This window comes from Mycobacterium sp. 1245805.9 (assembly GCF_001672915.1).
Lineage (GTDB): Bacteria > Actinomycetota > Actinomycetes > Mycobacteriales > Mycobacteriaceae > Mycobacterium.
In genome coordinates, this window is the sequence record NZ_LZKR01000039.1 from 45,309 (window position 1) to 68,070 (window position 22,762).

Annotated in this window: 20 protein-coding genes and 2 tRNA genes; 11 read left to right on the top strand and 11 right to left on the bottom strand. The window is 67.1% G+C overall.

The features are described 5' to 3' along the window. The first annotated feature begins 233 nt into the window (after nucleotides 1-233). The 6 genes from gyrB to A9X00_RS06525 all read left to right on the top strand — a co-directional run bounded on the left by gyrB (nucleotide 234) and on the right by A9X00_RS06525 (nucleotide 8,118). Nucleotides 234-2,267 (top strand): DNA topoisomerase (ATP-hydrolyzing) subunit B, encoded by a 2,034-nt coding sequence (gyrB, locus tag A9X00_RS06500; RefSeq protein ID WP_067150721.1) that lies wholly within the window; start codon nucleotides 234-236, stop codon nucleotides 2,265-2,267. Nucleotides 2,268-2,306: 39 nt separating this feature from the next. Further along, nucleotides 2,307-6,086, top strand: a complete 3,780-nt coding sequence (gene gyrA, locus A9X00_RS06505) for an intein-containing DNA gyrase subunit A (protein ID WP_067150724.1) — start codon at nucleotides 2,307-2,309, stop codon at nucleotides 6,084-6,086. 215 nt (nucleotides 6,087-6,301) lie between these two features. After that, a complete protein-coding gene (locus A9X00_RS06510) occupies nucleotides 6,302-7,183 on the top strand; it encodes a DUF3566 domain-containing protein (RefSeq protein ID WP_067150727.1) in 882 nt (293 codons plus the stop codon). A 125-nt stretch (nucleotides 7,184-7,308) separates the two neighbouring features. Continuing rightward, nucleotides 7,309-7,382 (top strand) — tRNA-Ile (locus A9X00_RS06515). 151 nt (nucleotides 7,383-7,533) lie between these two features. After that, a tRNA-Ala gene (locus tag A9X00_RS06520) sits at nucleotides 7,534-7,606 on the top strand. A gap of 278 nt (nucleotides 7,607-7,884) precedes the next feature. Further along, a complete protein-coding gene (locus A9X00_RS06525; RefSeq protein WP_067150782.1) occupies nucleotides 7,885-8,118 on the top strand; it encodes a long chain fatty acid-CoA synthetase Faa4p in 234 nt (77 codons plus the stop codon). 21 nt (nucleotides 8,119-8,139) lie between these two features. Here the strand turns inward: A9X00_RS06525 and A9X00_RS06530 are convergent, their stop codons facing one another. Together A9X00_RS06530 and A9X00_RS06535 are read right to left on the bottom strand one after the other, a co-directional pair. Then, a complete protein-coding gene (locus tag A9X00_RS06530; RefSeq protein WP_067150730.1) occupies nucleotides 8,140-9,300 on the bottom strand; it encodes a PPE family protein in 1,161 nt (386 codons plus the stop codon). A 6-nt stretch (nucleotides 9,301-9,306) separates the two neighbouring features. Further along, on the bottom strand, nucleotides 9,307-9,606 hold the full coding sequence (locus A9X00_RS06535; protein ID WP_067150733.1) for a PE family protein: 300 nt from the start codon (nucleotides 9,604-9,606) through the stop codon (nucleotides 9,307-9,309). A 533-nt stretch (nucleotides 9,607-10,139) separates the two neighbouring features. Here A9X00_RS06535 and A9X00_RS06540 point away from each other — a divergent pair. Next, entirely contained in the window at nucleotides 10,140-11,402 is a 1,263-nt protein-coding gene (locus A9X00_RS06540; RefSeq protein WP_067150736.1) for a PE family protein, read from the top strand. An 11-nt stretch (nucleotides 11,403-11,413) separates the two neighbouring features. On the opposite strand, the gene A9X00_RS06545 is transcribed toward A9X00_RS06540, so the two are convergent. After that, on the bottom strand, nucleotides 11,414-11,632 hold the full coding sequence (locus A9X00_RS06545; protein ID WP_067150739.1) for a hypothetical protein: 219 nt from the start codon (nucleotides 11,630-11,632) through the stop codon (nucleotides 11,414-11,416). Nucleotides 11,633-11,643: 11 nt separating this feature from the next. Then, entirely contained in the window at nucleotides 11,644-12,195 is a 552-nt protein-coding gene (locus tag A9X00_RS06550; RefSeq protein ID WP_067150742.1) for a TetR/AcrR family transcriptional regulator, read from the bottom strand. A gap of 195 nt (nucleotides 12,196-12,390) precedes the next feature. Here A9X00_RS06550 and A9X00_RS06555 point away from each other — a divergent pair, with 195 nt between their 5' ends. Then, on the top strand, nucleotides 12,391-13,605 hold the full coding sequence (locus A9X00_RS06555; RefSeq protein WP_067150746.1) for a cytochrome P450: 1,215 nt from the start codon (nucleotides 12,391-12,393) through the stop codon (nucleotides 13,603-13,605). A 3-nt stretch (nucleotides 13,606-13,608) separates the two neighbouring features. Here the strand turns inward: A9X00_RS06555 and cwsA are convergent, their stop codons facing one another. Next, nucleotides 13,609-14,043 (bottom strand): cell wall synthesis protein CwsA, encoded by a 435-nt coding sequence (gene cwsA / locus A9X00_RS06560; RefSeq protein ID WP_067150749.1) that lies wholly within the window; start codon nucleotides 14,041-14,043, stop codon nucleotides 13,609-13,611. 83 nt (nucleotides 14,044-14,126) lie between these two features. Here cwsA and A9X00_RS06565 point away from each other — a divergent pair, with 83 nt between their 5' ends. Continuing rightward, nucleotides 14,127-14,675 carry a peptidylprolyl isomerase gene (locus tag A9X00_RS06565; RefSeq protein WP_066941158.1) on the top strand — a complete coding sequence of 183 codons (549 nt, stop codon included), beginning with the start codon at nucleotides 14,127-14,129 and terminating at the stop codon, nucleotides 14,673-14,675. 12 nt (nucleotides 14,676-14,687) lie between these two features. Here A9X00_RS06565 and A9X00_RS06570 read toward each other — a convergent pair whose 3' ends face one another. Both A9X00_RS06570 and crgA read right to left on the bottom strand, forming a co-directional pair. Beyond that, nucleotides 14,688-15,113: a PH domain-containing protein gene (locus A9X00_RS06570; protein WP_067150751.1), complete on the bottom strand. Its 426-nt coding sequence runs from the start codon at nucleotides 15,111-15,113 to the stop codon at nucleotides 14,688-14,690. Between the two features lie 155 nt (nucleotides 15,114-15,268). Continuing rightward, nucleotides 15,269-15,550, bottom strand: coding sequence for a cell division protein CrgA (gene crgA, locus A9X00_RS06575; protein WP_066917062.1), 282 nt, complete (start codon nucleotides 15,548-15,550; stop codon nucleotides 15,269-15,271). A gap of 121 nt (nucleotides 15,551-15,671) precedes the next feature. Between crgA and A9X00_RS06580 the strand changes: the two genes are divergently transcribed. Both A9X00_RS06580 and A9X00_RS06585 read left to right on the top strand, forming a co-directional pair. After that, nucleotides 15,672-16,415 (top strand): DUF881 domain-containing protein, encoded by a 744-nt coding sequence (locus tag A9X00_RS06580; RefSeq protein WP_067150754.1) that lies wholly within the window; start codon nucleotides 15,672-15,674, stop codon nucleotides 16,413-16,415. A gap of 39 nt (nucleotides 16,416-16,454) precedes the next feature. Beyond that, a complete protein-coding gene (locus tag A9X00_RS06585) occupies nucleotides 16,455-17,153 on the top strand; it encodes an aminodeoxychorismate/anthranilate synthase component II (RefSeq protein ID WP_067150757.1) in 699 nt (232 codons plus the stop codon). On the opposite strand, the gene pknB is transcribed toward A9X00_RS06585, so the two are convergent. The 4 genes from pknB to A9X00_RS06605 all read right to left on the bottom strand — a co-directional run. After that, a complete protein-coding gene (pknB, locus tag A9X00_RS06590; protein ID WP_067150760.1) occupies nucleotides 17,131-19,008 on the bottom strand; it encodes a Stk1 family PASTA domain-containing Ser/Thr kinase in 1,878 nt (625 codons plus the stop codon). The two genes, A9X00_RS06585 and pknB, sit on opposite strands and share 23 nt — an antisense overlap. Continuing rightward, entirely contained in the window at nucleotides 19,005-20,327 is a 1,323-nt protein-coding gene (locus tag A9X00_RS06595) for a serine/threonine-protein kinase (RefSeq protein ID WP_067150763.1), read from the bottom strand. Before A9X00_RS06595 ends, pknB begins: the two co-directional genes overlap by 4 nt. Next, complete coding sequence (pbpA, locus tag A9X00_RS06600) at nucleotides 20,324-21,802, bottom strand: D,D-transpeptidase PbpA (protein WP_067150766.1); 1,479 nt, start codon at nucleotides 21,800-21,802, stop codon at nucleotides 20,324-20,326. Before pbpA ends, A9X00_RS06595 begins: the two co-directional genes overlap by 4 nt. Next, the coding region (locus A9X00_RS06605) for an FtsW/RodA/SpoVE family cell cycle protein (protein WP_067150769.1) at nucleotides 21,799-22,762 on the bottom strand (964 nt) is incomplete at its 5' end. The genes pbpA and A9X00_RS06605, both read right to left, overlap by 4 nt.

Sequence of the window (22,762 nt, forward strand, 5' to 3'; positions counted from 1 at the left end):
TCCCCAGTTGAGCCGTTATCCACAGGCGCCTCAGAGCCGCCAGGACGAAAGAGACCCCTATCAGGCACGTCGGGACGCGGTGAGAATAAAGAAATCGTGCGCACGGCGCGGTTAGCTGGGTAGAAACGCGCCCAGAAAATCGGTGCTAAGCCCCGGTCACGGTAGACTGACGGAGTGCGACTGCTGCGGTGACCGGACCGCCCGCATGAAACCCCAAGGAGAGCATTCCGACCGTGGCTGCCCAGAAGAAGAAGCCTCAAGCCGGATACGGCGCTGAACAGATCACCGTCCTCGAAGGGCTGGAGGCTGTCCGCAAACGCCCGGGCATGTATATCGGCTCCACCGGCGAGCGTGGTTTGCACCACCTCATCTGGGAGGTGGTCGACAACTCGGTGGACGAGGCGATGGCCGGTTACGCGAACCAGGTCGACGTGCGGTTGCTGGAGGATGGCGGCGTCGAGGTGGCCGACAACGGGCGCGGTATCCCGGTGGCGATGCACGCCACCGGTGCGCCGACCGTCGACGTGGTGATGACCCAGCTGCATGCCGGCGGCAAGTTCGGCGGTGAGAACAGCGGCTACAACGTCAGCGGCGGCCTGCACGGCGTGGGCGTGTCCGTCGTGAACGCGCTGTCGACCCGGCTCGAGGTCGATATCTCCCGCGATGGCCACGAGTGGTCCCAGTTCTACGACCACGCCGTGCCCGGGACCCTGAAGCAGGGCGAGGCCACCAAGAAGACGGGAACCACCATCCGGTTCTGGGCGGACCCGGACATCTTCGAAACCACCCAGTACGACTTTGAAACGGTGGCGCGGCGGCTTCAGGAGATGGCGTTCCTGAACAAGGGTCTGACCATCAATCTCACCGACGAGCGCGTGGAGCAGGACGAGGTCGTCGACGAGGTGGTCAGCGATACGGCCGAGGCGCCGAAGTCCGCGGAAGAGAAGGCGGCCGAATCGAGCGCGCCCCACAAGGTGAAGCATCGCACGTTCCACTACCCCGGCGGCCTGGTCGACTTTGTCAAGCACATCAACCGCACGAAAAGCCCGATCCAGCAGAGCATCATCGACTTCGACGGCAAGGGCCCTGGCCACGAGGTCGAAATCGCGATGCAGTGGAACGGCGGCTATTCGGAGTCGGTCCACACCTTCGCCAACACCATCAACACTCACGAGGGCGGCACCCACGAAGAGGGCTTCCGCAGCGCGTTGACGTCGGTGGTGAACAAGTACGCCAAAGACAAGAAGCTGCTGAAGGACAAGGACCCCAACCTCACCGGCGACGACATCCGCGAAGGACTCGCGGCGGTCATTTCGGTCAAGGTCAGCGAACCGCAGTTCGAGGGCCAGACCAAGACCAAGCTGGGCAACACTGAGGTCAAGTCATTCGTCCAGAAGGTGTGCAACGAACAGCTCAGCCATTGGTTCGAAGCCAACCCGGCTGATGCGAAAGTGGTTGTGAACAAGGCGGTCTCGTCGGCGCAGGCCCGGATCGCGGCCCGCAAGGCGCGGGAGCTGGTGCGCCGCAAGAGCGCCACCGACCTGGGTGGGCTGCCGGGCAAGCTCGCCGACTGCCGTTCCACCGACCCGCGGAAGTCCGAACTGTATGTGGTGGAGGGCGATTCGGCCGGCGGCTCGGCCAAGAGCGGCCGCGACTCGATGTTCCAGGCCATCCTTCCGCTGCGCGGCAAGATCATCAACGTCGAAAAGGCCCGCATCGACCGGGTGCTGAAGAACACCGAAGTTCAGGCGATCATCACCGCGCTGGGCACCGGCATCCACGACGAGTTCGACATCAGCAAGTTGCGGTATCACAAGATCGTGCTGATGGCCGACGCCGACGTTGACGGCCAACACATCTCGACGCTGCTGTTGACGTTGTTGTTCCGCTTCATGCGCCCGCTCATCGAGAACGGCCACGTGTTTTTGGCGCAGCCGCCGCTCTACAAGTTGAAGTGGCAGCGCAGCGATCCCGAATTCGCCTACTCCGACCGCGAGCGCGACGGCATGCTGGAGGCCGGGCTGAAGGCCGGCAAGAAGATCAACAAGGAAGACGGCATCCAGCGCTACAAGGGTCTGGGCGAGATGGACGCCAAGGAATTGTGGGAAACCACGATGGACCCGTCCGTGCGGGTGCTGCGCCAAGTGACCCTGGACGACGCGGCGGCCGCCGACGAGCTGTTCTCCATCCTGATGGGCGAGGACGTCGACGCGCGCCGAAGCTTTATCACCCGCAACGCCAAGGACGTTCGCTTCCTGGACGTCTGATCGATCAGGCACGCGTATCCCAACGCAAACGAGGAATAGATGACTGACACCACGCTGCCCCCGGGCGACGAGGCCGGCGACCGCATCGAACCGGTCGACATCCAGCAGGAGATGCAGCGCAGCTACATCGACTACGCCATGAGCGTGATCGTGGGCCGCGCGCTGCCGGAGGTGCGCGACGGCCTCAAGCCCGTGCACCGCCGCGTGCTCTACGCGATGTACGACTCGGGCTTCCGTCCGGACCGCAGCCACGCCAAGTCGGCGCGGTCGGTGGCCGAGACGATGGGTAACTACCACCCGCACGGCGACGCGTCGATCTACGACACGTTGGTGCGCATGGCCCAGCCGTGGTCGCTGCGCTATCCGCTCGTCGACGGCCAGGGCAACTTCGGTTCGCCGGGCAACGACCCGCCGGCCGCGATGCGCTACTGTGTTACCCGCGATGCGTTGGTGCGCTTGCCATTTGGTCAGTCAGTGCGGATCGCCGACGTGGTCCCGCAAACTCCGCCCAATGCGGATAACACGATCGAATTAAAGGTCCTTGATCGGCATGGCAATCCCGTGGTGGCCGACCGGTTGTTCCATTCGGGCGAACACCAGACCTATACGGTGCGCACCGCCGAGGGCTACGAGGTGACCGGCACCGCTAACCACCCCCTGCTGTGCTTGGTCGACATTGGTGGGGTGCCCACGTTGTTGTGGAAGCTGATCGAAGAGATCCGCCCCGACGACCACGTCGTTTTGCAACGAACGCCACCGGTGGAACTGGGTCCGGCGGACTGGCATTCCACGATGGAGGCGCTGCTGTTGGGTGCCTTCATTAGCGAGGGTTACGTTTCCGAAGGCGAAGCCGGTTTTGCGAACCTGGACCACGATTACTTCACTATGGTCGCCGGAGCTTACGACGCGGTCGTTGGCGGCAAACGCTGCATCTACCAGCAGACCATTGCATCTGGCTCTCGGCTACACGTGCTTCACGTCCAGCATGATGGGACGGCGCTGAAGCGGAGCCGGCTTTGGGAAATGGTGGGGTGCCGGTCGGCGAGCAAGTATGTGCCGGAGTGGATGTGGCACGCCCCCGCCGCGGTCAAGCGGGTGTTCCTGCAGGCACTCTTCGAAGGCGACGGATCGTGCTCTAGGTTGCCGCGCAACACGATCCAGATCTCTTACTCGACACGCAGCAGGCAGCTGGCCGTCGACGTGCAGCAGATGCTGTTGGAATTCGGTGTTGTATCGCGCCGCTATCGGCACGCGGTCGGCGAGCACAAGGTCGTCATAACCAATCGGGCTCAAGCTGAACTATTCGCGGCGCAAGTCGGTTTCGGTGGCGCCAAGCAAGCCAAACTCACTGAGATCCTTGCTTCCATGCCTGCCTGCGCAGGCCTGGATACAGACCACGTACCGGGACTCGCGGCGTTCATCCGCAAGCATTGCGGCAGCCGGTGGGTCGACAAAGACTGGCTGAACCGCCACAACATCGATCGGCTTTCCCGCTGGCGGCGCGACGGAGACGAAATCCTGTCCCGTATCGCTGATCCCGATGTGCGAGCCATCGCAACCGAACTCACTGACGGCCGGTTCTACTACGCGCGCGTCGCCTCCGTGACCGAGGCGGGCATCCAGCCTGTCTACAGCCTGCGGGTCGACACCGACGATCACGCCTTCCTGACGAACGGCTTCGTCAGCCACAACACCGAGGCGCGGCTGACGCCGCTCGCGATGGAGATGCTGCGCGAAATCGACGAGGAGACAGTCGATTTCATCCCCAACTATGACGGCCGCGTGCAGGAACCGACGGTCCTGCCGAGCCGGTTCCCCAACCTGCTGGCCAACGGTTCGGGCGGCATCGCGGTCGGCATGGCGACCAACATCCCGCCGCACAACCTGCGCGAGCTCGCCGAGGCCGTGTTCTGGTGCCTGGAAAACCACGAGGCCGACGAGGAAGCCACCCTGGCCGCCTGCATGGAGCGCGTCAAAGGTCCGGACTTCCCCACTGCCGGTTTGATCGTGGGCAGCCAGGGCATCGCCGACGCCTACAAGACGGGCCGCGGCTCGATTCGGATGCGCGGTGTGGTGGAGGTCGAAGAGGCCAGGGGCCGAACGTCTTTGGTGATCACCGAGTTGCCGTATCAGGTCAACCACGACAACTTCATCACCTCGATCGCCGAGCAGGTCCGCGACGGCAGGCTGGCCGGCATCTCCAACGTCGAGGACCAGGGCAGCGACCGGGTCGGCGTGCGCATCGTGGTGGAGATCAAGCGCGACGCGGTGGCCAAGGTGGTGCTCAACAACCTCTACAAGCACACCCAGCTGCAGACCAGCTTCGGCGCCAACATGCTGGCCATCGTCGACGGCGTGCCGCGCACCTTGCGGCTCGACCAGATGATCCGCCACTACGTCGCGCACCAACTCGACGTCATCGTCCGGCGCACCACCTACCGGCTGCGCAAGGCCAACGAACGGGCCCACATTCTGCGCGGTCTGGTCAAGGCGCTCGACGCGCTCGACGAGGTGATCGCCTTGATCCGGGCGTCGGAGACCGTCGACATCGCCCGGGCCGGCCTGATCGAGCTCCTCGACATCGACGAGATCCAGGCGCAGGCGATCCTCGACATGCAGCTGCGGCGCCTGGCGGCCCTGGAGCGTCAGCGCATCATCGACGACCTGGCCAAGATCGAGGCCGAGATCGCCGACCTGGAAGACATCCTGGCCAAGCCGGAGCGGCAGCGCGCGATCGTGCGCGACGAACTCTCCGAGATCGTCGACAAGCACGGCGACGACCGTCGCACCCGGATCGTGGCGGCCGACGGGGAGGTCAGCGACGAGGACCTGATCGCCCGCGAGGACGTCGTCGTCACCATCACCGAAACCGGTTACGCCAAGCGCACCAAGACCGACCTGTACCGCAGCCAGAAACGCGGCGGCAAGGGCGTGCAGGGTGCCGGGCTCAAGCAGGACGACATCGTCGCGCACTTCTTCGTGTCCTCGACGCACGACTGGATCCTGTTCTTCACCACGCAGGGCCGGGTGTATCGGGCCAAGGCCTACGAACTACCCGAGGCCTCTCGCACGGCGCGCGGTCAGCACGTGGCCAACCTGCTGGCCTTCCAGCCGGAGGAGCGCATCGCCCAGGTCATCCAGATCCGCAGCTACGAGGACGCGCCGTACCTGGTGCTCGCGACCCGCAACGGGCTGGTGAAGAAGACGAAGTTGACCGACTTCGACTCCAACCGGTCGGGCGGGATCGTGGCAATCAACCTGCGCGACAACGACGAGCTGGTCGGCGCGGTGCTGTGTTCGTCCGATGACGACCTGCTGCTGGTCTCGGCCAATGGGCAGTCGATCCGCTTCTCGGCGACCGACGAGGCGCTACGCCCGATGGGCCGGGCCACCTCGGGCGTGCAGGGCATGCGGTTCAACGCCGACGATTACCTGTTGTCGCTCAACGTCGTCCGCGAAGGCACCTACCTGTTGGTCGCCACGTCCGGCGGTTACGCCAAGCGCACCGCGATCGAGGAGTACCCGGTGCAGGGCCGCGGCGGCAAGGGCGTGCTGACCGTGATGTACGACCGCCGGCGCGGCAGGCTGGTCGGCGCGTTGATCGTCGACGACGACAGCGAGCTCTACGCCATTACCTCCGGGGGCGGCGTGATCCGGACGGCCGCGCGCCAGGTCCGCAAGGCGGGCCGGCAGACCAAGGGTGTCCGGTTGATGAACCTGGGCGAGGACAACACGCTGTTGGCCATCGCGCGCAACGCCGAGGAAGCTGCCGACGAGGTCGTCGGAGACGCCGACGAGGCCGACGACGCGCAGAGCTAGGCGGGTAACGATGCGGGCAAGCGGGGGTCCGCGGGGACCTCGGGGCAACTAGACTCGGCCCGACGGGCGATGCGGACCCAGCGGAGGTCCTCTCAACGGACCTCTCAACGGGCGTCTCAAAGGGTGAAGGTGGAGCCGGGAAATAGACTCGGCCCGACCAGACACAATGCGACTGCCACCGCAGGCGGCCAGCGCAGAAGATCTAAGGAGTCGGGGTGACCTCACCGAACGAGCCGGGCGCCCCCAAACAGGGCGACGGCCTTAATGGGGACGGCGCGGCCGAACGCACCGGTGCGCACCGCGCGGCACCTGCGCAGACCGGCCGGGTACATGATGCCGGTGATCCGACGTCTCGTCAGCGCGGCGCCGCTCGGGCGGCCGCCCCGACGCATCGCGAGCCCGAGCCGCACGCCGAGCCGCGCCCGGCCAACCCCACCGGTGCCGATGCCCGGCTCAACCGCTTCATCTCCGGCACGGCCGCACCCGGGGCCTCCGCTCGTGCGAAGAACCCGTACGAGTACGACCCCGCGCCGCCCCGCGGCGCCGGCCCGCCCGCCGAGGCGTACGCCAGCGAGTTGCCCGACCTGTCCGGCCCCCTGCCCCGATCCCCGCAGCGCAAGCCGGCGCCGGAGCGCAGCGCGGAGACGCCCAGCCCGTCGGTTTCGGCCAGGTCGACGAATGCCGATGCCAACGAAGGCCGCGAGAACCGGGTCCAGGTGTCGCGGCGGACCCGCGGTCCCGTTCGGGCCAGCATGCAGATCCGGCGGATCGATCCCTGGAGCACGCTGAAGGTGTCCCTGCTGCTCTCGGTGGCGCTGTTCTTCGTGTGGATGATCGCGGTGGCCTTCCTGTACCTCGTGCTCGGCGGCATGGGCGTGTGGGCCAAGCTGAACAGCAACGTCGGCGACCTGTTGAACAACACCAGCGGCAGCAGCGGCGAACTGGTATCCAGCGGCACGATCTTCGGCGGTGCCGTGCTGATCGGCCTGGTCAACATCGTGCTGCTGACCGCGATGGCCACCATCGCCGCGTTCGTCTACAACCTGGCCACCGATCTGATCGGCGGCATCGAAGTCACACTGGCGGACCGCGACTAGTGGCGATCACAAGCGCGGCGCTGCCGGGCGCAGTGGGTCGACACCATCGGACTGGTGGCGATCACGCGGTTTTGGGGGTCCGGCGACGATTGCGGTAATCTCGTCGCTCGGCCGTACGCGAGTGCGGGCCTGTAGCTCAGGCGGTTAGAGCGCTTCGCTGATAACGAAGAGGTCGGAGGTTCGAGTCCTCCCAGGCCCACAACCATGTGCCCGTCCAGACGTTGCGTGAGGCTTGCATTGCCACTGGCACTGGTCGCTGTAGCGGCGGCGGTGGTGCGGTCACGACGCGGTGTCGAGGTCTGGCACGTGGCGGTGGCCGATCCACCCGATCATCCACCGAGCCACGATGAGGGGCCTTAGCTCAGTTGGTAGAGCACCGCCTTTGCAAGGCGGGTGTCAGGGGTTCGATTCCCCTAGGCTCCACCCCCATCAAGCGTCGGCTCCCCCTCCCGCCTGCGACTGGTCCAGTCGCCCCTAGGTAGACCCGGGAGACGACGGTAGGGCACCGGTTCGATCGACTCCCGCTATTAAGCCGCCACGATCCAATCTCGGTCGAACGCGCGACCCTGACCGGGCCTGGCGTCGGCCGATTAGGTTTTTGCTTCGAGTTGGATTTACCCTTGCGCGCGGTCCATCTTCAACTCAGGAAAGTAGCCATGCCCGGTCAGCACACTCTGCACCGTCCAAGCACGCTGCGCAGGATCCGTACGCAACGTGTCGCTCACCGCGTAACGCGCCCCACCGTCGGCCAATGCTTCGACATCGAAATCACTCGCGATGCCGACGGATGGCTGATCCGAATTCCCGAGATCGGCGGGACCACCCGAGCCACCAGCCGGGCCGCCGTGGAGCTGGCGGCGCGGCAATCGATCGCGAACCGCACCGGCATCCCGCTCGGATATGTCGCGATCTACGTCGCGCGCGAGATCGGTTAGAGCCGAACGCTTTTCGACCGATCACCCGGCCGCCGGCGGCTTTGCCATCACCGCGGGCTTGAAGCCGTAGGTCGGAAGGATTCTTCCGTAACGGTTTCCGCCGAGTTGCCCCAGCGGGGCCATGGGCAGGGCATTCATTCCTTCGGCCCCGGCCGGGACGACCGAGGCGTTGAGGGCGGCCACCCCCGGGTTGGTCACCGCGCTCACCGGAGCCCAGCTCGGCGGTACCGACAGGGCGCCCATCGGGAGCGCTCTGCCTAGGCCGGCCGCGACGCCCCCGGCGTTCGAGCCGGCGTTGGCCGCCGACTGCGCCGCGCCTTCGGCGGCCTTGACCGCGGGGGCGAGGCCCTTGGCGAACGTGGTCATGGCCGTGATCCCGTTGCTCACCTGCCCGAAGGACTGCGTCGACTGAATCATCGACTGCGCGGTTGACACGTAAGGCACCAAGTACTTGCTGTAGAGCATGACGACGTCGTCCAAGACGGTGTTCGTCGAAATGTATTTGTCGAGCTGCGTGCCATTGAATGACGTAACCAGTTCGGCCCACGGGTTGGGAATGGATTCCAAACGCGTCAGCACTTCCTGCACGGCGGTCTGGACGGGATTGTCGACGGCGGCCGCCGACACCGCCGCAGATTGGCGGGCCAAGCCGGAAGAATCGGCTACCTCCGGCGGCTCCGCGAAATCGGTCAACTGTGCCGCTGCCGCCGATGAGGTCGCATAGGCATACATTGCCGTCGCGTCCTGAGCCCACATTTCGAAATACTCGGCTTCGTTGGCCGCGATCGCCGGGGCATTTTGCCCTAAGAAATTCGTCGCGAGCAAAGCCGCCAGCTCCGCGCGGTTCGCCGCGATCACCGGAGGCGGCACCGTCATGGCGAACGCGGCCTCGTGCGCGGACGCGGCGGCCGCCGCCTGGCTGGACGCCAGCTCGGAACTCGTGGCGCTGCTTTGTAGCCACGCCACGAACGGTGTCGCGGCCGCCACCAATGATGCCGACGCGGGACCCAGCCACGGGCCGCTGGTCAGCGCGGAAATCACCGACTGGAATCCGGCCGCGGCCGTATGCAATTCGGCGGCGAGATCGCCCCAGCCCGCCGAGGCGGCAACCAGCGAACCCGCACCCGGACCGGTGTACATCCGCGCGGAGTTGACCTCGGGCGGCAACAACCCATAGTCCATGGCCGCTCAGCCCGCCGACGCCGCGTTGGCGGCTTCCGTTGCCGCATAGGAAGCCGCGCCGGCGGCGAGCGTGGCGACCAGCAACTGCTGAATCGCCGCCGCCTGAGCGCTCAGTGCCTGAAAACGCTGCGCATGCGAAACGAAATAGGCCGCGGTCAGCGCGGATACCTCGTCGGCGGCGGCGGGAACGACGCCGACGGTCGGGGCGGCCGCGGCCGCATTGCCGGCGTTCAGTGCGGCGCTGATCGACTGAAGATTGGCGGCGGCCGACGCCAGCTTCTCCGGATATGCAGTTACGAAAGACATGTGGGTTTCCTCCCGGCGGTTTGTCGTTGCCACGGGACGATATTCAAAGCGCGCCCTGTATTGGCCTCGCCCCAATGCCGACCAATCGTGCCTGACCTCGATATTTCGGCAAAGCTCACGCTGATTCAAATTCCGCAATCGGAAAACTATGAATTCGGCGGCCCATTCCCCTGAATTCGATTTGAATGACCGCCTGCACCAAAGCGAAACATGGATACGGTATGAATTACCGGTCGAAGAAGCTTATCCATCGACCTGAATGTATGAATTTCGTGGGAGCGCGAGCTCGTCGGCGCAACAATCGGATTGAGCGGGCGTCGCCTGCGGATAGCTCGGATCAACTGGCCCAACGGGGATTGCGTACATGCCATCGGGCGACCGCGAGCGGTGGGTGCGCCCGTCCCGCGCGACGTTTTGCCCGGAATCCTCTATAAGGCGTGCGGCGCGCGTATACGCTTCGGTTGTTCCGCGAGGCTCGACGATCTAGCTGGGTGGCCGATCGCCGGGTCGTGTCGTTTGATCGGAGGGGCGGAATGTCTTTTGTTGTCGCAATTCCAGACCTGATCGCCTCGGCCGCGACCGATTTGGCGAATATCGGTTCGACGGTCAGCGAGGCCAATGCGGCGGCGTTGGCCCCAACCGCGCGGGTGCTCTCGGCCGGTGCCGACGAGGTGTCGGCCGCGATTGCGTCCCTGTTCGGCGAGTACGGGCAGGCGTATCAGGCCGTCGGCGCCCGGGCGTCGACCCTTCATGAGCAGTTTGTGCGGGCCTTGACCGGGGGCGCGGCCGCGTATGCCGGCACCGAGGCGGCCAATGTGTCGCCTCTGCAGACCGCCGTGCAGGACCTGCTGGGCGTGATCAACACACCCACCGAGCTGCTGCTGCAGCGCCCACTGATCGGCGATGGCACCAACGGAGCACCCGGCACAGGGCAAAACGGCGGAGCCGGCGGCATCCTGTGGGGCAACGGTGGCAACGGCGGATCGGGCGCCGCAGGCAGCAATGGCGGCAACGGCGGGGCCGCCGGCCTCTTCGGCAACGGCGGTGCGGGTGGCGTCGGCGGGACCGTCAACGTGTCGGGCGGTACCGGCGGCACCGGCGGCGCGGGCGGTACCGGCGGCCTGATTTACGGCAATGGCGGCGCGGGTGGGATCGGTGGGGTGAACGAGTTTGTCAACGGCCGAGGGGGCAATGGCGGCGTCGGGGGTAGCGCCATCGGCTTGTTCGGTGGCGGCGGAGCCGGCGGAGCCGGCGGCATCGCCAACAGTGGCACCGGCCCGGGGGGCGCCGGCGGAAGCGGCGGCAGTGGCGGCCTGCTGTTCGGGACGGGGGGCCACGGCGGCGACGCCGGATTCGGCAACGGCGGCAACGTGGGTGGTTCCGGCGGCAAAGGCGGACTGCTGTTCGGCGATGGCGGCGATGGCGGCGATGGCTCCCTCGGTCTCGCCGGGGGCGCCGGCGGGGACGCCGGGGTCATCGGAAACGGCGGTGCAGGGGGAACCGGCGGCGGCCTCTATACCGTCGCGGGAAGCGGAGGCCCCGGCGGGGCGGGCGGCAATGGTGGGCTCCTGATTGGCAGCGGCGGTCACGGTGGCACGGGCGGACAGGCGATAATCGGCACGGGTGGCGCCGGCGGTGCTGGTGGTAACGCTGTAGGGCTGTTCGGCAACGGCGGTAACGGCGGCACAGGCGGCGCAACTGGTACATCCACCGGCGGTCCCGGTGGTGCCGGCGGCAACGGCGGGATCGTCTTGGGAGCCGCGGGGACCAACGGACCGACCGGGGCGCACCTCTAGGGCGGTTCCGCCTAGAGGTCCTCACCTTCGGCCAAGTACGTGACTCGGTACCAACGCCCCGAGGGCGTCGCCTGCGTGTCGTAGTCCTTGGTGGCAACCACCGACTCCAAGCGGACGTCGGTCAGATGCGGATTCGCCACGCGGACATGGTCTTCGAGCGCCGCCTCCAGCGCGTCGCCGACGAGATTTGTGTCGGCGAGCGCCCTGCCCTCGTACCTCTTCCAGCTCACGCCTCACATCCTTACTGCGTCACCCGGGCCGAACCGAGGAAGCGTTGAATCAGAGCGCGTTCGGTGTCCGGGTCTTTGACGGGCCAACACCACAGCGCCAGGAAGACGCGGATCAACCACTGCGCGGCCAGTGGATCGTCGTTCTCGGGGCCGACCATTTCCGCGGCCAACTCCGTGACGGTGGGTGAGCTGATCACCCATTCGCTGACGGGATTCGCATGGATGGACTGCACGAGCTGCGCCAGCGGATCCGACCGCAGTCGTTGTAGCGCGATTATCGTGGCGGTCACGACGCGGTCGGGACCCTTGAGATCCTTGATGGCTTCCCGGGTGGCGTCGACGATGCGAGCCGCTTGGATGGCGACGACGGCGTCGCGGATGGCCGCCTTGCCGCCGGCATGCCGGTAGATCGTCGCGGGCGAGCAGTGCACTCGGGCCGCCAAGGCTTCGATCGTGAAACCGTCGTATCCCTCGCGAGAGATGAGATCGGCGGCCGCGGCGAAGATTCTTTCGGTGGCTTCGCTGCGGCGATCGCGCCCCACCAACCAGTCCTCGCGCCGCATCCACCCATGCTCCAACAGATCGCGGCCAACAGAAAGACTTCTCTCAAGATGAGAATTATCAAGCATTTCCTCTCAGGCCAATGCGCTGCTGGGGAGTGGTGGGCGCCGTCGGTCTTGACCGGCGCCGGTCGCAACCGCTCCTCAACATCGCCGCGTCCCGTTGACGCCGCAGGTCGGCGCGTCGAGCCTTGACGTATGCCCGTCCTGGACCAGCCGATCGAGCTCCTCGGCGCCGAGGCGCTGCAAGACCCGTACTCGCTGTATGACCGCGTCCGCTCCGAAGCGCCGGTGCAGCGCATCGGCGACTCCGTCTTCTACGCCGTATGCGGCTGGGACGCGGTCCAAGAGGCCGTCGAGCGCGTCGACGACTTTTCGTCAAACCTGACCGCCACCATGGTTTTCCAGGAGGACGGCACCGTCACCCCGTTCGACATGGGGCCGGCGGGAGGGGCTGCCCACGCGCTGGCCACCGCCGACGATCCGGCGCACGCGGCGCACCGCAAAATCCTGTTGCCGCATTTGTCGGCCAAGCGGGTGCGGATCATCGAGGAGTTCGCCGCCCATACCGCGGACCGGTTGTGGGAGCAGAACCTGGACAACGGTCAGATCGAATGGATGAGCGCCATTGCCAACCGGCTACCGATGATGGTGGTCGCCAGGCTTCTTGGCCTGCCCGAGGACGACGTCGACAACCTCATTCGGCTCGGCTACGCCACCACCACGCTGCTCGACGGGATCGTCACCGCCGACCAACTCGCGGCGGCATTCGCGGCGGCGCTCGAACTATCGGGGTATGTCACGGAGCATTTCGAAAAGGCAAGCGACAGCGGCGAATCCGGTCTGATCGCCGATCTGGCGGCGCGCTGCGCTTCGGGTGAACTCGACCAACTCCCGGCAATGGGCATCATGATGACGCTCTTCAGCGCCGCCGGAGAATCGACGGCCTCGCTACTGGGCAGCGCCGCCTGGATTCTTGCCGATCGCCCCGCGATCCAACGGCAGCTCCGCGAAAACCCGGAATTACTAACCGCTTTCATCGAGGAGACGCTGCGCCTCGAGTCGCCGTTCCGCGGTCATTACCGGCACGTGTGGCGCGACACCACGCTGGCCGGGGTCCAGGTGCCGGCCGACTCCCATCTGCTGCTGATGTGGGGGGCGGCAAATCGCGATCCGGCGCACTTCGACGCCCCGAACGAATTCCGGCTCGATCGCGCCGGCGCCAAGGGCCACCTGGCGTTCGGCAAGGGCGTGCACTTTTGCGTGGGCGCCGCGCTGGCCCGCCTCGAAGCCCAAATCGTCTTGCGCAAATTGCTGGAGCGCACCGCCTGGATCGAGGCGATCGACATCGGCGACTGGCTGCCCAGCATCCTGGTCCGGCGCCGGAAAAGTCTGCGGCTGGCCGTCAGCTGACGCCTACGGTCGCGGCTGCACGTCGACGCTCGGCGGCCGGGGGGACGGCTCCTCCCCGCCGGCACGCATCGAACGCCGGACGACGCTGAAGGCGACGGCGCCGCCGGCCAGGACGACGGCGGCGGCCCCGGCGATCACCCAGGGCCGGGGGCGGCGGCGCTGGGCCCGGCGCGCGTCCTGCAGCGCCTGGGGCAGTCCGGCGACCACTTCCTGCGCGGAGGCCAGCTCCTGCGTGAGTGTTTCTTGGGCAGCGGCGATTTCGCGGGCGAGCCGGCCCTCGCGGTAGCGGCGGCGAAGCCCGGAAGCGGTCGACTGCGCGCCGTGCACGCTCAGCCCGACGACTCCCCGGGTGACATCCACCGGTCCCACCGCCGAGTAGGTCAGTCCGCGGGCCAGTCGCTCCCGTGGGGTCAGCCGGGTTTCCGTCTTCGCGCTCATCTGCCGCCCTTCTGTCCGCTCGTGCGATGCCTCCCTATTGTGCGCACCCGGGTTGGTACCGGGTGCGTGCAAGGTCGCGCGTAATGGCAGACTCTAGCCCCGTGACTAACAGCCCCATTCAGACCGCCACCGCAACGCTGCACACCAACCGCGGAGACATCAAGGTCGCCCTGTTCGGAAACCACGCGCCCAAGACCGTCGCCAACTTCGTCGGCCTGGCCCAGGGCACCAAGGAGTACTCCACCCAGAACGCCTCGGGTGGCCCGTCGGGTCCGTTTTACGACGGCGCGGTCTTCCACAGGGTGATCAGGGGCTTCATGATCCAGGGCGGCGACCCGACCGGTACCGGCCGCGGCGGCCCGGGCTACAAGTTCGCCGACGAGTTCCACCCCGAGCTGCAGTTCGACAAGCCCTACCTGTTGGCGATGGCGAACGCGGGCCCGGGCACCAACGGTTCGCAGTTCTTCATCACCGTCGCCCAGACGCCGCACCTGAATCGGCGCCACACGATCTTCGGCGAAGTGACCGACCCCGATTCGCAAAAGGTGGTCGACGCGATCGCGACGACCGCTACCGACGGAAACGACCGTCCCACCGAGGCGGTCGTCATCGAGTCGATCACGATCTCCTAAGGCGGCGCTCGCTCAGGGTCGGCTACCACCCGCGTAGCCGGCGTCCGTCAGCGCGTCGAGCACCTTCAACGGGTCCGTCCCGAGGTCCCAACGGTTCAAGATGAGCAACCCGCCGTTGGCCGTTTCGACCTCGAGTAACCGCACGGTGCGCGCGTGCCGGCGGAATTCGGTGATCCGGATGATCTTGATGTCGGGGCGCCGCAATAACTGCGTCCGGAACCAGCCCCGCAACGCGAGGCCGTCCGGGGTAATTGCCAGCTTCGGGCGCGCGCGCCACGTCATGCCCGCAAACAAGATCAACCCCGCCGCGGCAATCCCGGTCAAGATGCGGCCGGGCGCGTCTGTGACTACGGTCACACTGGCGATAGCCATCAAAACGCCGACGGCTCCACAACCTGCGATTCCGGCCACGGGCGGCGCCCATTCTGTTTGCTGCATGGGCTACCTAACCCCTCCCACCATTGCCAACGCGGTTATCCACAAGCGCTATCAACAGTGGGGATAAATCACACGCGTGTGATTGCTTGGTCGCGACGTTGCTGAGCCAGTTACAGGAACACCCCAAGATGAATTCATTACCTCTGCGGGGTTGGTCAGTGCCAGCGCATCGTGAGCAACAACCCGGTGATCATGAAAGCGAACGCGATCGCGTAGTTCCACGGGCCGAGTTGCGCCATCCAGTTCAGCGCGGCCGGTGCCTGGCTTCCGACGGCGGCCAATTGGAACACCATCAGCCAGACCAGCCCGATCAGCATGAGGCCCACGAACAGACAAACGAACCACACGCTAGATGGTCCGACCTTCACTTTCACCGGGGTGCGGCTGACCGCGCTGACGGTGAAGTCGTTCTTCTTACGGACCTTCGACTTGGGCATTTGAATACCTCGGCATACCTGAACAACGGGACGGGGTGCGACGATAACGATGGCAGCTGCACGTATAGCTCGGGTACGAGACTAACTCACCTGGCACGGCGACCAGGAAAATGGAGAGTCGATGACTGACACGCGGCGCTCACCATGGCGCTTCGGGGTCCCGCTGGTGTGCCTACTGGCGGGATTGCTGCTCGCCGCCACGCACGGGGTGTCCGGCGGCGCCGAGATCCGCCGCAGCGATGCGCCGCGCCTGGTCGACCTGGTCCGCGAGGCCCAGTCGTCGGTCGATCGCCTCCGCGCCCAACGCGACGAGCTGTCCCACAAGATCGACTCCGCGCACGGCCGGTCGACGGACACCGCGCTCAAGGCGATGCTGCGGCGCTCCGCCGAGCTGGCCGCCGAAGCGGGCCTGGACCCGGTGCACGGCCCGGGTCTGGTGGTGACCCTGCAGGACGCCCAACGCGACGCCAACGGCCGCTTCCCCCGCGATGCATCGCCCGACGATCTGGTCGTGCACCAGCAGGACATCCAGGCCGTCCTGAACGCGTTGTGGAGCGCCGGCGCGGAGGCGATCCAGATGCAAGACCAGCGGATCATCGCGACCTCGGTACCTCGCTGCGTCGGCAACACGCTGCTGCTCAACGGGCGTACCTACAGCCCGCCCTACACGATCACCGCGATCGGCAACGCCGCCACCATGCAGGCCGCGCTGGCCGCCGCTCCCCTGGTCATCCTGTACAAGCAGTACGTGGTGCGGTTCGGCCTCGGCTATCGCGAAGAGGTCAAGCCCGACGTGCAGATCGCCGGCCATTCCGAACCGGTTCGCATGCACGTCGCGCAGCCAGCGGGCCCGGTGGGGTACTGAGCGGCCGGCGGAGGCCGGGCCGGACGGTAACCTGACACGATGCGGATCTTGGTTGTCGACAACTACGACAGCTTCGTGTTCAACCTGGTGCAGTACCTGGGCCAGCTCGGCGTAGAGGCCGACGTCTGGCGCAATGACGACGCCCGCCTCTCGGACCCGAACGCCGCCGCGGCGCAGTTCGACGGCATCCTGCTCAGCCCCGGACCGGGCACCCCCGAACGCGCGGGGGCGTCGATCAGCCTGGTTCGGGCGTGCGCCGAGCAGCGCACCCCGCTGCTGGGGGTCTGCCTCGGACATCAGGCGATCGGCGTGGCGTTCGGGGCCACGGTGGACCGCGCGCCGGAGTTGTTGCACGGCAAGACGAGCAGCGTCTTTCACACCAATGTCGGTGTGCTGCAAGGGCTTCCGGATCCGTTCACGGCGACCCGGTACCACTCGCTGACCATCCTGCCCGAGTCGCTGCCCGCGGTGCTGGAGGTGACGGCCCGCACCCGCAGCGGCGTGATCATGGGCGTGCGCCACACCGAGTTGCCCATCCACGGTGTCCAGTTCCACCCGGAGTCGATCCTCACCGAGGGCGGGCACCGCATGCTGGCCAACTGGCTCGGCTTCTGCGGCTGGACGCACGACGACATGCTGGTGCGCCGCCTGGAGAACGAAGTGCGCGCCGCGGTCCGGCCCTACTTCCCGGACGCCGAGACCGGCGCGGCGGGAGCTACTGGCCGAACTTCAGCGTGATGATCCCGTCCCGGTTGCACCCGGCGCCGGCCGGCGGGTTCTGATAGACGACCCGGTGGGACTGCGAGCCGCCGGCGTCGACGTCGGGCCCCTTGTCCAGTCCCCCGGTCCAGCCGAGCGCGCGCAGCCGCGGTTCGGCGTCCGTCCAGAACATGCCGGTCAGGTCGGGCATCGTGAATTGGTTGCCCTTGGACACCTGCAGCTCGATGATCGAGTCCACCGGAACCGTTTGGCCCTTGGGCGGATTCGTGCCGATCACCTCACCGGCGGGCCTGGTGCTGTCCACCTGCGCCTGGGTGACTTTCGTGAAGCCGTAGACCGTGAGGTTCTTTTGGGCGACGTCGACGGTCTGACCGGCGACGTCGGGGACCTGCTTGGTCTCCGGCCCGGAGCCGACGATGACGGTGATCACGTTCGTGATCGCCGACGTCTGGTTGGCTGGCGGGTTGGTCCCGATGACCTTGCCCAGCAGCTCCGGGGTCGACGGGGAGTTCGCCTGCTTGAACTTGCTGAATCCGGCGGTCTTCAGCTTGGTGACCGCGTCGCTGTAGCTCAGCGACGAGACGTCGGGCACCTCGCGCTGCTCGGGGCCGGTCGAGACGTTGATGGTGATCTCGTCGCCGGCGCTCACCGAGGCGTTGGCGGCGGGGTCGGTGCTGATGACGTGGTCGGGCGGGACGGTCGAGTCGGGCTTCTGCAGGGTGCGCGTCTTGAAGCCCCGGTTTTGCAACGCGGCAATGGCGTCGGCGGACACCTGGCCGCGCATGTCGGGTACCTGGACATCGCGGGTGCTGCCACCGAACGTGTTGAAGGCGATCACCACGACGATGGTCAGCACCGCCAACACGGCGACCGCGACGACCCAGCGGCCGATGGAACCGCCGGCGCGGTCGCGGTCGGTGTCATCCAGCGCCTGGCGCGGCAGCGGGTCGGTGCGCGGCCCGTGACCGGGGCCGCTGGACGACAGGAACGAACTGCGCTCGGCGTCGGTGAGCACCTTGGGCGCCTCGGGTGGCTCACCGTTGTGCACCCGCACCAGGTCGGCGCGCATCTCCGCCGCGGTCTGGTAGCGGTTCTCCGGATTCTTGGCCAGCGCCTTGAGCACCACGGCGTCCAGGTCGGCGGAGATGCCCTCGTGCCGCTTCGACGGCGGCACCGGGTCCTCGCGGACATGCTGATAGGCGACCGCGACGGGCGAGTCACCCGTGAAAGGCGGTTCGCCGGTGAGGATTTCGTAAAGGACGCAGCCCAGCGAATAGACGTCGGATCGGGCGTCGACGGAGTCACCGCGGGCCTGTTCGGGTGACAGATACTGGGCCGTCCCGATCACGGCCGCGGTCTGGGTGACGCTGTTGCCACTGTCGGCGATGGCGCGCGCGATGCCGAAGTCCATCACCTTCACCGCGTTGGTGCTGCTGATCATGATGTTCGCCGGTTTGACGTCGCGGTGGATGATGCCGTTCTGATGGCTGAAGTTCAGCGCCTGGCAGGCGTCGGCGATGATCTCGATGGCGCGCCGGGGCGGCAGCGGGCCGTCGGTGTGCACGATGTCGCGCAGGGTGACGCCGTCGACGTACTCCATGACGATGTAGGGCAGCGGGCCGGTGGGGGTTTCCGCCTCACCGGTGTCGTACACCGCCACGATGGACGGGTGGTTCAGCGCCGCGGCGTTTTGCGCCTCGCGCCGAAAGCGCAGATAAAAACTGGGATCGCGGGCCAGGTCGGCGCGCAGCACCTTCACCGCGACGTCGCGGTGCAAACGGACGTCGCGGGCCAGATGAACTTCGGACATGCCCCCGAAACCGAGGATCTCGCCGAGTTCATAGCGGTCGGACAGGTGCTGCGGGGTGGTCATCGCGGTGTCTCATAACGGGCCGGCGATGTGCTGGGTGGAGAGGGGGGAACCCAGTCATGTCCATGCGGCCTGCTCTGAAGTCCAGAATTACCTATGCGCCGGGGATCCGTCCAATCCAGGCGTAGACGCGGCGCGGACCCGCTGGGCGTCTTGCTCGCCGGGGGCGCCGTGGCCGGTGGGGTCCCGGTGTCGGTGACCGTCGGGGGCGCCGGCTGCCCGTTTTCGGCGCGGGAGTTGATGACGATGATCACCGCGATCAGGATGGCCAACGCCCCCAGCACACCCGCGGCCCACAGCAGCGCCCGCTGGCCCGACGAGAACGTGCGCCGCGCGGGCTGCCGCGAACGACCGGTGGACGGCCCGGAGCGACGGGGTGCTCCGGCGCGGCTCGGCCCGACGGCGGCGGACCTGGCGTGCGGGCTCGACGGAATGGCCGCCGGCGAGGCCCGGCCGGGGGGCGGTGACTGGCTCGGCCGCGGCGGCCGGCGACCGGCCCGGACCGCGGCGACGGCGTCGGCGAACGGTCCCCCACTGCGGTAGCGCATCTGGGGGTTCTTGACCAGGGTGATCTCGATGAGTTCCCGCACGTTGGGCGGCAGCTCGGCGGGCAGCGGCGGCGGCGGTTCCTTGATGTGCTTCATCGCCACCGTCAGTGCGCCGTCGCCGCTGAACGGACGCTTGCCCGAAACCACCTCGTAGCCAACGACTCCCAGCGAGTAGACGTCGCTTGCGGGGGTCGCGTCGTGACCCAGCGCCTGCTCGGGGGCGATGTATTGGGCGGTGCCCATCACCATCCCGGTCTGGGTCACCGGCGCCGCGTCGACCGCCTTGGCGATACCGAAGTCGGTGATCTTCACCTGGCCGGTCGGGGTGATCAAGATGTTTCCCGGTTTGACGTCACGGTGCACCAGGCCGGCGGCGTGCGCGACTTGAAGGGCCCGGCCGGTCTGCTCGAGCATGTCGAGCGCGTGCCGCAGCGACAGCCGTCCGGTGCGTTTCAGCACCGAGTTCAGCGGCTCGCCGTTGACCAGCTCCATCACCAGGTAGGCGGTGCGGCCCTCCCCGTCCAACTGGCTCTCGCCGTAGTCATGGACCTGGGCGATTCCGGGATGATTCAGCATTGCCGTGGTGCGCGCCTCGGCGCGGAACCGTTCGATGAACTCAGGGTCCTGGGAGAACTCCTGCTTGAGTACCTTGACCGCGACGCGCCGGCCCAGCCGGCTGTCGACCGCCTCCCACACCTGGCCCATGCCACCGGTGGCGATGAGGCGCTGCAGGCGGTACCGGCCAGACAGCGTCACACCAACTCTCGGGCTCATGGTCCTCCCTGTAGCGCGGCCTCGATCACCGCCCGGCCGATCGGTGCGGCCAACGCGCCCCCGGTCGCGGACAGTCGGTCGCCGCCGTTCTCCACCAGCACCGCCACGGCAACCTTCGGTGTCTGCGCGGGCGCGAACGCGATGTACCACGCGTGCGGCGGAGTGTTGCGTGGGTCGGTGCCATGCTCAGCGGTACCCGTCTTGGATGCAATCTGCACGCCGGGAATCGCCCCTTTCTGCTGCGCGACCTTCTCGGCGCCGACCATCAGCTCTGTTAGCTTAGCGGCGACCTGCGGCGACACCGCGCGGCGCTGTTGATAGGGCGCAGTCGTACTGATGTTGGAAAGGTCCGGCCCCTTGAGGCTATCGATCAGGTAGGGCTGCATCGACACCCCACGGTTCGCGATGGTCGCGGCGATCTCGGCGTTCTCGAGCGGTGTGAGTGCCACATCCTTCTGGCCGATGCTCGACATCCCCAGCGCGGCGGCGTCCGGCATGATCCCGATGGTGGACTCCGCGACCTGCAGCGGAATGACGCTCGGCGTGCTGTCCAGCCCGAACGAGTGCGCCATGCTGCGCAGCGCATCGGCGCCGGTCAGCAGGCCCAGCTGGACGAACGCGGTGTTGCAGGACAAGGCGAACGCCTGGCTGAGCGGCACCGTCGGCGCATTGCCGCACGGCGTGCCGCCGTAGTTTTCCAGAGTGGCGGTGCTGCCGGGCAGCGGAATCGAGGACGCCGCCGTCAACTGCTCGGTGTCGGTCGCGCCGGCCTGCAACGCCGCGGCGGTGGTGATGACCTTGAACGTCGAACCGGGCGGGTAGGTCTCGGAGATGGCGCGATTGGTCATCGGATTGTCGGGGTCGTCACGGAGCCGCTGCCACGCCTGCGACTGCACCTGGGAATCGTGCGACGCGAGCAGGTTGGGGTCGTAGGACGGCGACGACACCATGGCCAGGATCTTCCCGGTGGACGGCTCCAGCGCGACGACAGCGCCCTTGCACGGCGGCCCCCCGCAGCCCTGCTGCATGGCATCCCAGCCCGCCTGCTGGACCCGCGGAATGATGGTGGTGTCGACGTTGCCGCCCCGGGGGTCGCGACCGGTGAAGAAGTCGGCCAGCCGCCGCCCGAACAGCCGCTCGTCCGACCCGTTCAGCACCGGATCTTCGGTGCGTTCCAGGCCCGTGCTGGAGTAGCGCAGCGAGTAAAAGCCGGTGACGGGTGCGTACACCGCGGGGTCGGGATAGACCCGCAGGAAGCGGAAGCGGCTGTCGGTGGCCACGGAGTACGCCAGCAGCTGGCCGCCCGCGACTATCTGGCCGCGTTGCCGGGAGTACTCGTCGAGCAGGACTCGCTGGTTGCGCGGGTCGGCACGCAGCCCGTCGGCGGCGAAGACCTGCGTCATCGTGGCGTTGAGCAGCAGCAGCACGACCAGCGCCATCACGGTCACCGAGATCCGGCGGAGAGAGGCGTTCATACTCGCTCGATCACCTCGGTGCCGGCCGCCGCGATCGGCGACGTGTTGCGGGCGCGGGTGCGCAGCGGGCGTCGGGCGCTGTGCGAGATACGCGCCAGGATGGCCAACAGGATGTAGTTCGCCAGCAGCGACGACCCGCCGTACGACATCCACGGTGTGGTCAGCCCGGTCAGCGGAATCAGCCGCGTCACGCCGCCGACCACGATGAACAGCTGGATGGCCAGCGTCGAGGCCAGGCCCGCGGCCAACAGCTTGCCGAAGCTTTCGCGCGTCGCGATCGCCGTGCGCAGGCCGCGCACGATGACGATCGTGTACAGGATCAACAGGGCCGCCAAGCCCACCAGCCCGAGTTCTTCACCGAACGCGGCGATGATGAAGTCCGTCGAGGCCGCCGGGACCGTGTCCGGCTGACCGTTGCCCAGCCCGGTGCCGAAGATGCCGCCGGTGGCGAAGCTGAACATCGCCTGCACGAGCTGATAGCCGCTGCCGTCGGGATCGGAGAACGGGTCCCACCACATCTGCACCCGAACGCGGACGTGCTCGAAAAGGAAATACGCCACCACGCTCGCCGCGGCGAACAGCACCAGTCCGATGACGACCCAACTGAAGCGCTGCGTGGCGAGGTAGACAACCACCAGAAACGACGCGTAGAGCAACAGCGAAGTGCCGAGGTCCTTTTCGAAGACCATGACGCCGATCGAGATCACCCAGGCCGCCAGCAGCGGCGCGAGGTCTCGGGGCCGGGGCAGGGTCATGCCCATGAAATGCTTGCCGACGCTGGTGAACAGACCCCGCTTGGCGATCAGCACCGCGGAGAAGAAGATCAGCAGCAAGATCTTGGAGAACTCGGCCGGCTGAATTGAGAAGCCCGGCAAGCGAATCCAGATCTTGGCACCGTTCTGCTCGGACAGCGATGCCGGCAGCAGCGCGGGGATCGCCAAGAAAACCAGACCGACGACG

What these genes read in the sequence shown, in the direction of transcription:
- gyrA (WP_067150724.1), top strand. Translation starts at nt 2,307, where the DNA reads ATGACTGACACCACGCTGCCCCCGGGCGACGAGGCCGGCGACCGCATC.
- A9X00_RS06530 (WP_067150730.1), bottom strand. Translation starts at nt 9,300, where the DNA reads ATGGACTATGGGTTGTTGCCGCCCGAGGTCAACTCCGCGCGGATGTAC.
- A9X00_RS06535 (WP_067150733.1), bottom strand. Translation starts at nt 9,606, where the DNA reads ATGTCTTTCGTAACTGCATATCCGGAGAAGCTGGCGTCGGCCGCCGCC.
- A9X00_RS06540 (WP_067150736.1), top strand. Translation starts at nt 10,140, where the DNA reads ATGTCTTTTGTTGTCGCAATTCCAGACCTGATCGCCTCGGCCGCGACC.
- A9X00_RS06550 (WP_067150742.1), bottom strand. Translation starts at nt 12,195, where the DNA reads ATGCGGCGCGAGGACTGGTTGGTGGGGCGCGATCGCCGCAGCGAAGCC.
- A9X00_RS06555 (WP_067150746.1), top strand. Translation starts at nt 12,391, where the DNA reads ATGCCCGTCCTGGACCAGCCGATCGAGCTCCTCGGCGCCGAGGCGCTG.
- cwsA (WP_067150749.1), bottom strand. Translation starts at nt 14,043, where the DNA reads ATGAGCGCGAAGACGGAAACCCGGCTGACCCCACGGGAGCGACTGGCC.
- A9X00_RS06565 (WP_066941158.1), top strand. Translation starts at nt 14,127, where the DNA reads ATGGCAGACTCTAGCCCCGTGACTAACAGCCCCATTCAGACCGCCACC.
- A9X00_RS06570 (WP_067150751.1), bottom strand. Translation starts at nt 15,113, where the DNA reads ATGCAGCAAACAGAATGGGCGCCGCCCGTGGCCGGAATCGCAGGTTGT.
- crgA (WP_066917062.1), bottom strand. Translation starts at nt 15,550, where the DNA reads ATGCCCAAGTCGAAGGTCCGTAAGAAGAACGACTTCACCGTCAGCGCG.
- A9X00_RS06580 (WP_067150754.1), top strand. Translation starts at nt 15,672, where the DNA reads ATGACTGACACGCGGCGCTCACCATGGCGCTTCGGGGTCCCGCTGGTG.
- A9X00_RS06585 (WP_067150757.1), top strand. Translation starts at nt 16,455, where the DNA reads ATGCGGATCTTGGTTGTCGACAACTACGACAGCTTCGTGTTCAACCTG.
- pknB (WP_067150760.1), bottom strand. Translation starts at nt 19,008, where the DNA reads ATGACCACCCCGCAGCACCTGTCCGACCGCTATGAACTCGGCGAGATC.
- A9X00_RS06595 (WP_067150763.1), bottom strand. Translation starts at nt 20,327, where the DNA reads ATGAGCCCGAGAGTTGGTGTGACGCTGTCTGGCCGGTACCGCCTGCAG.
- pbpA (WP_067150766.1), bottom strand. Translation starts at nt 21,802, where the DNA reads ATGAACGCCTCTCTCCGCCGGATCTCGGTGACCGTGATGGCGCTGGTC.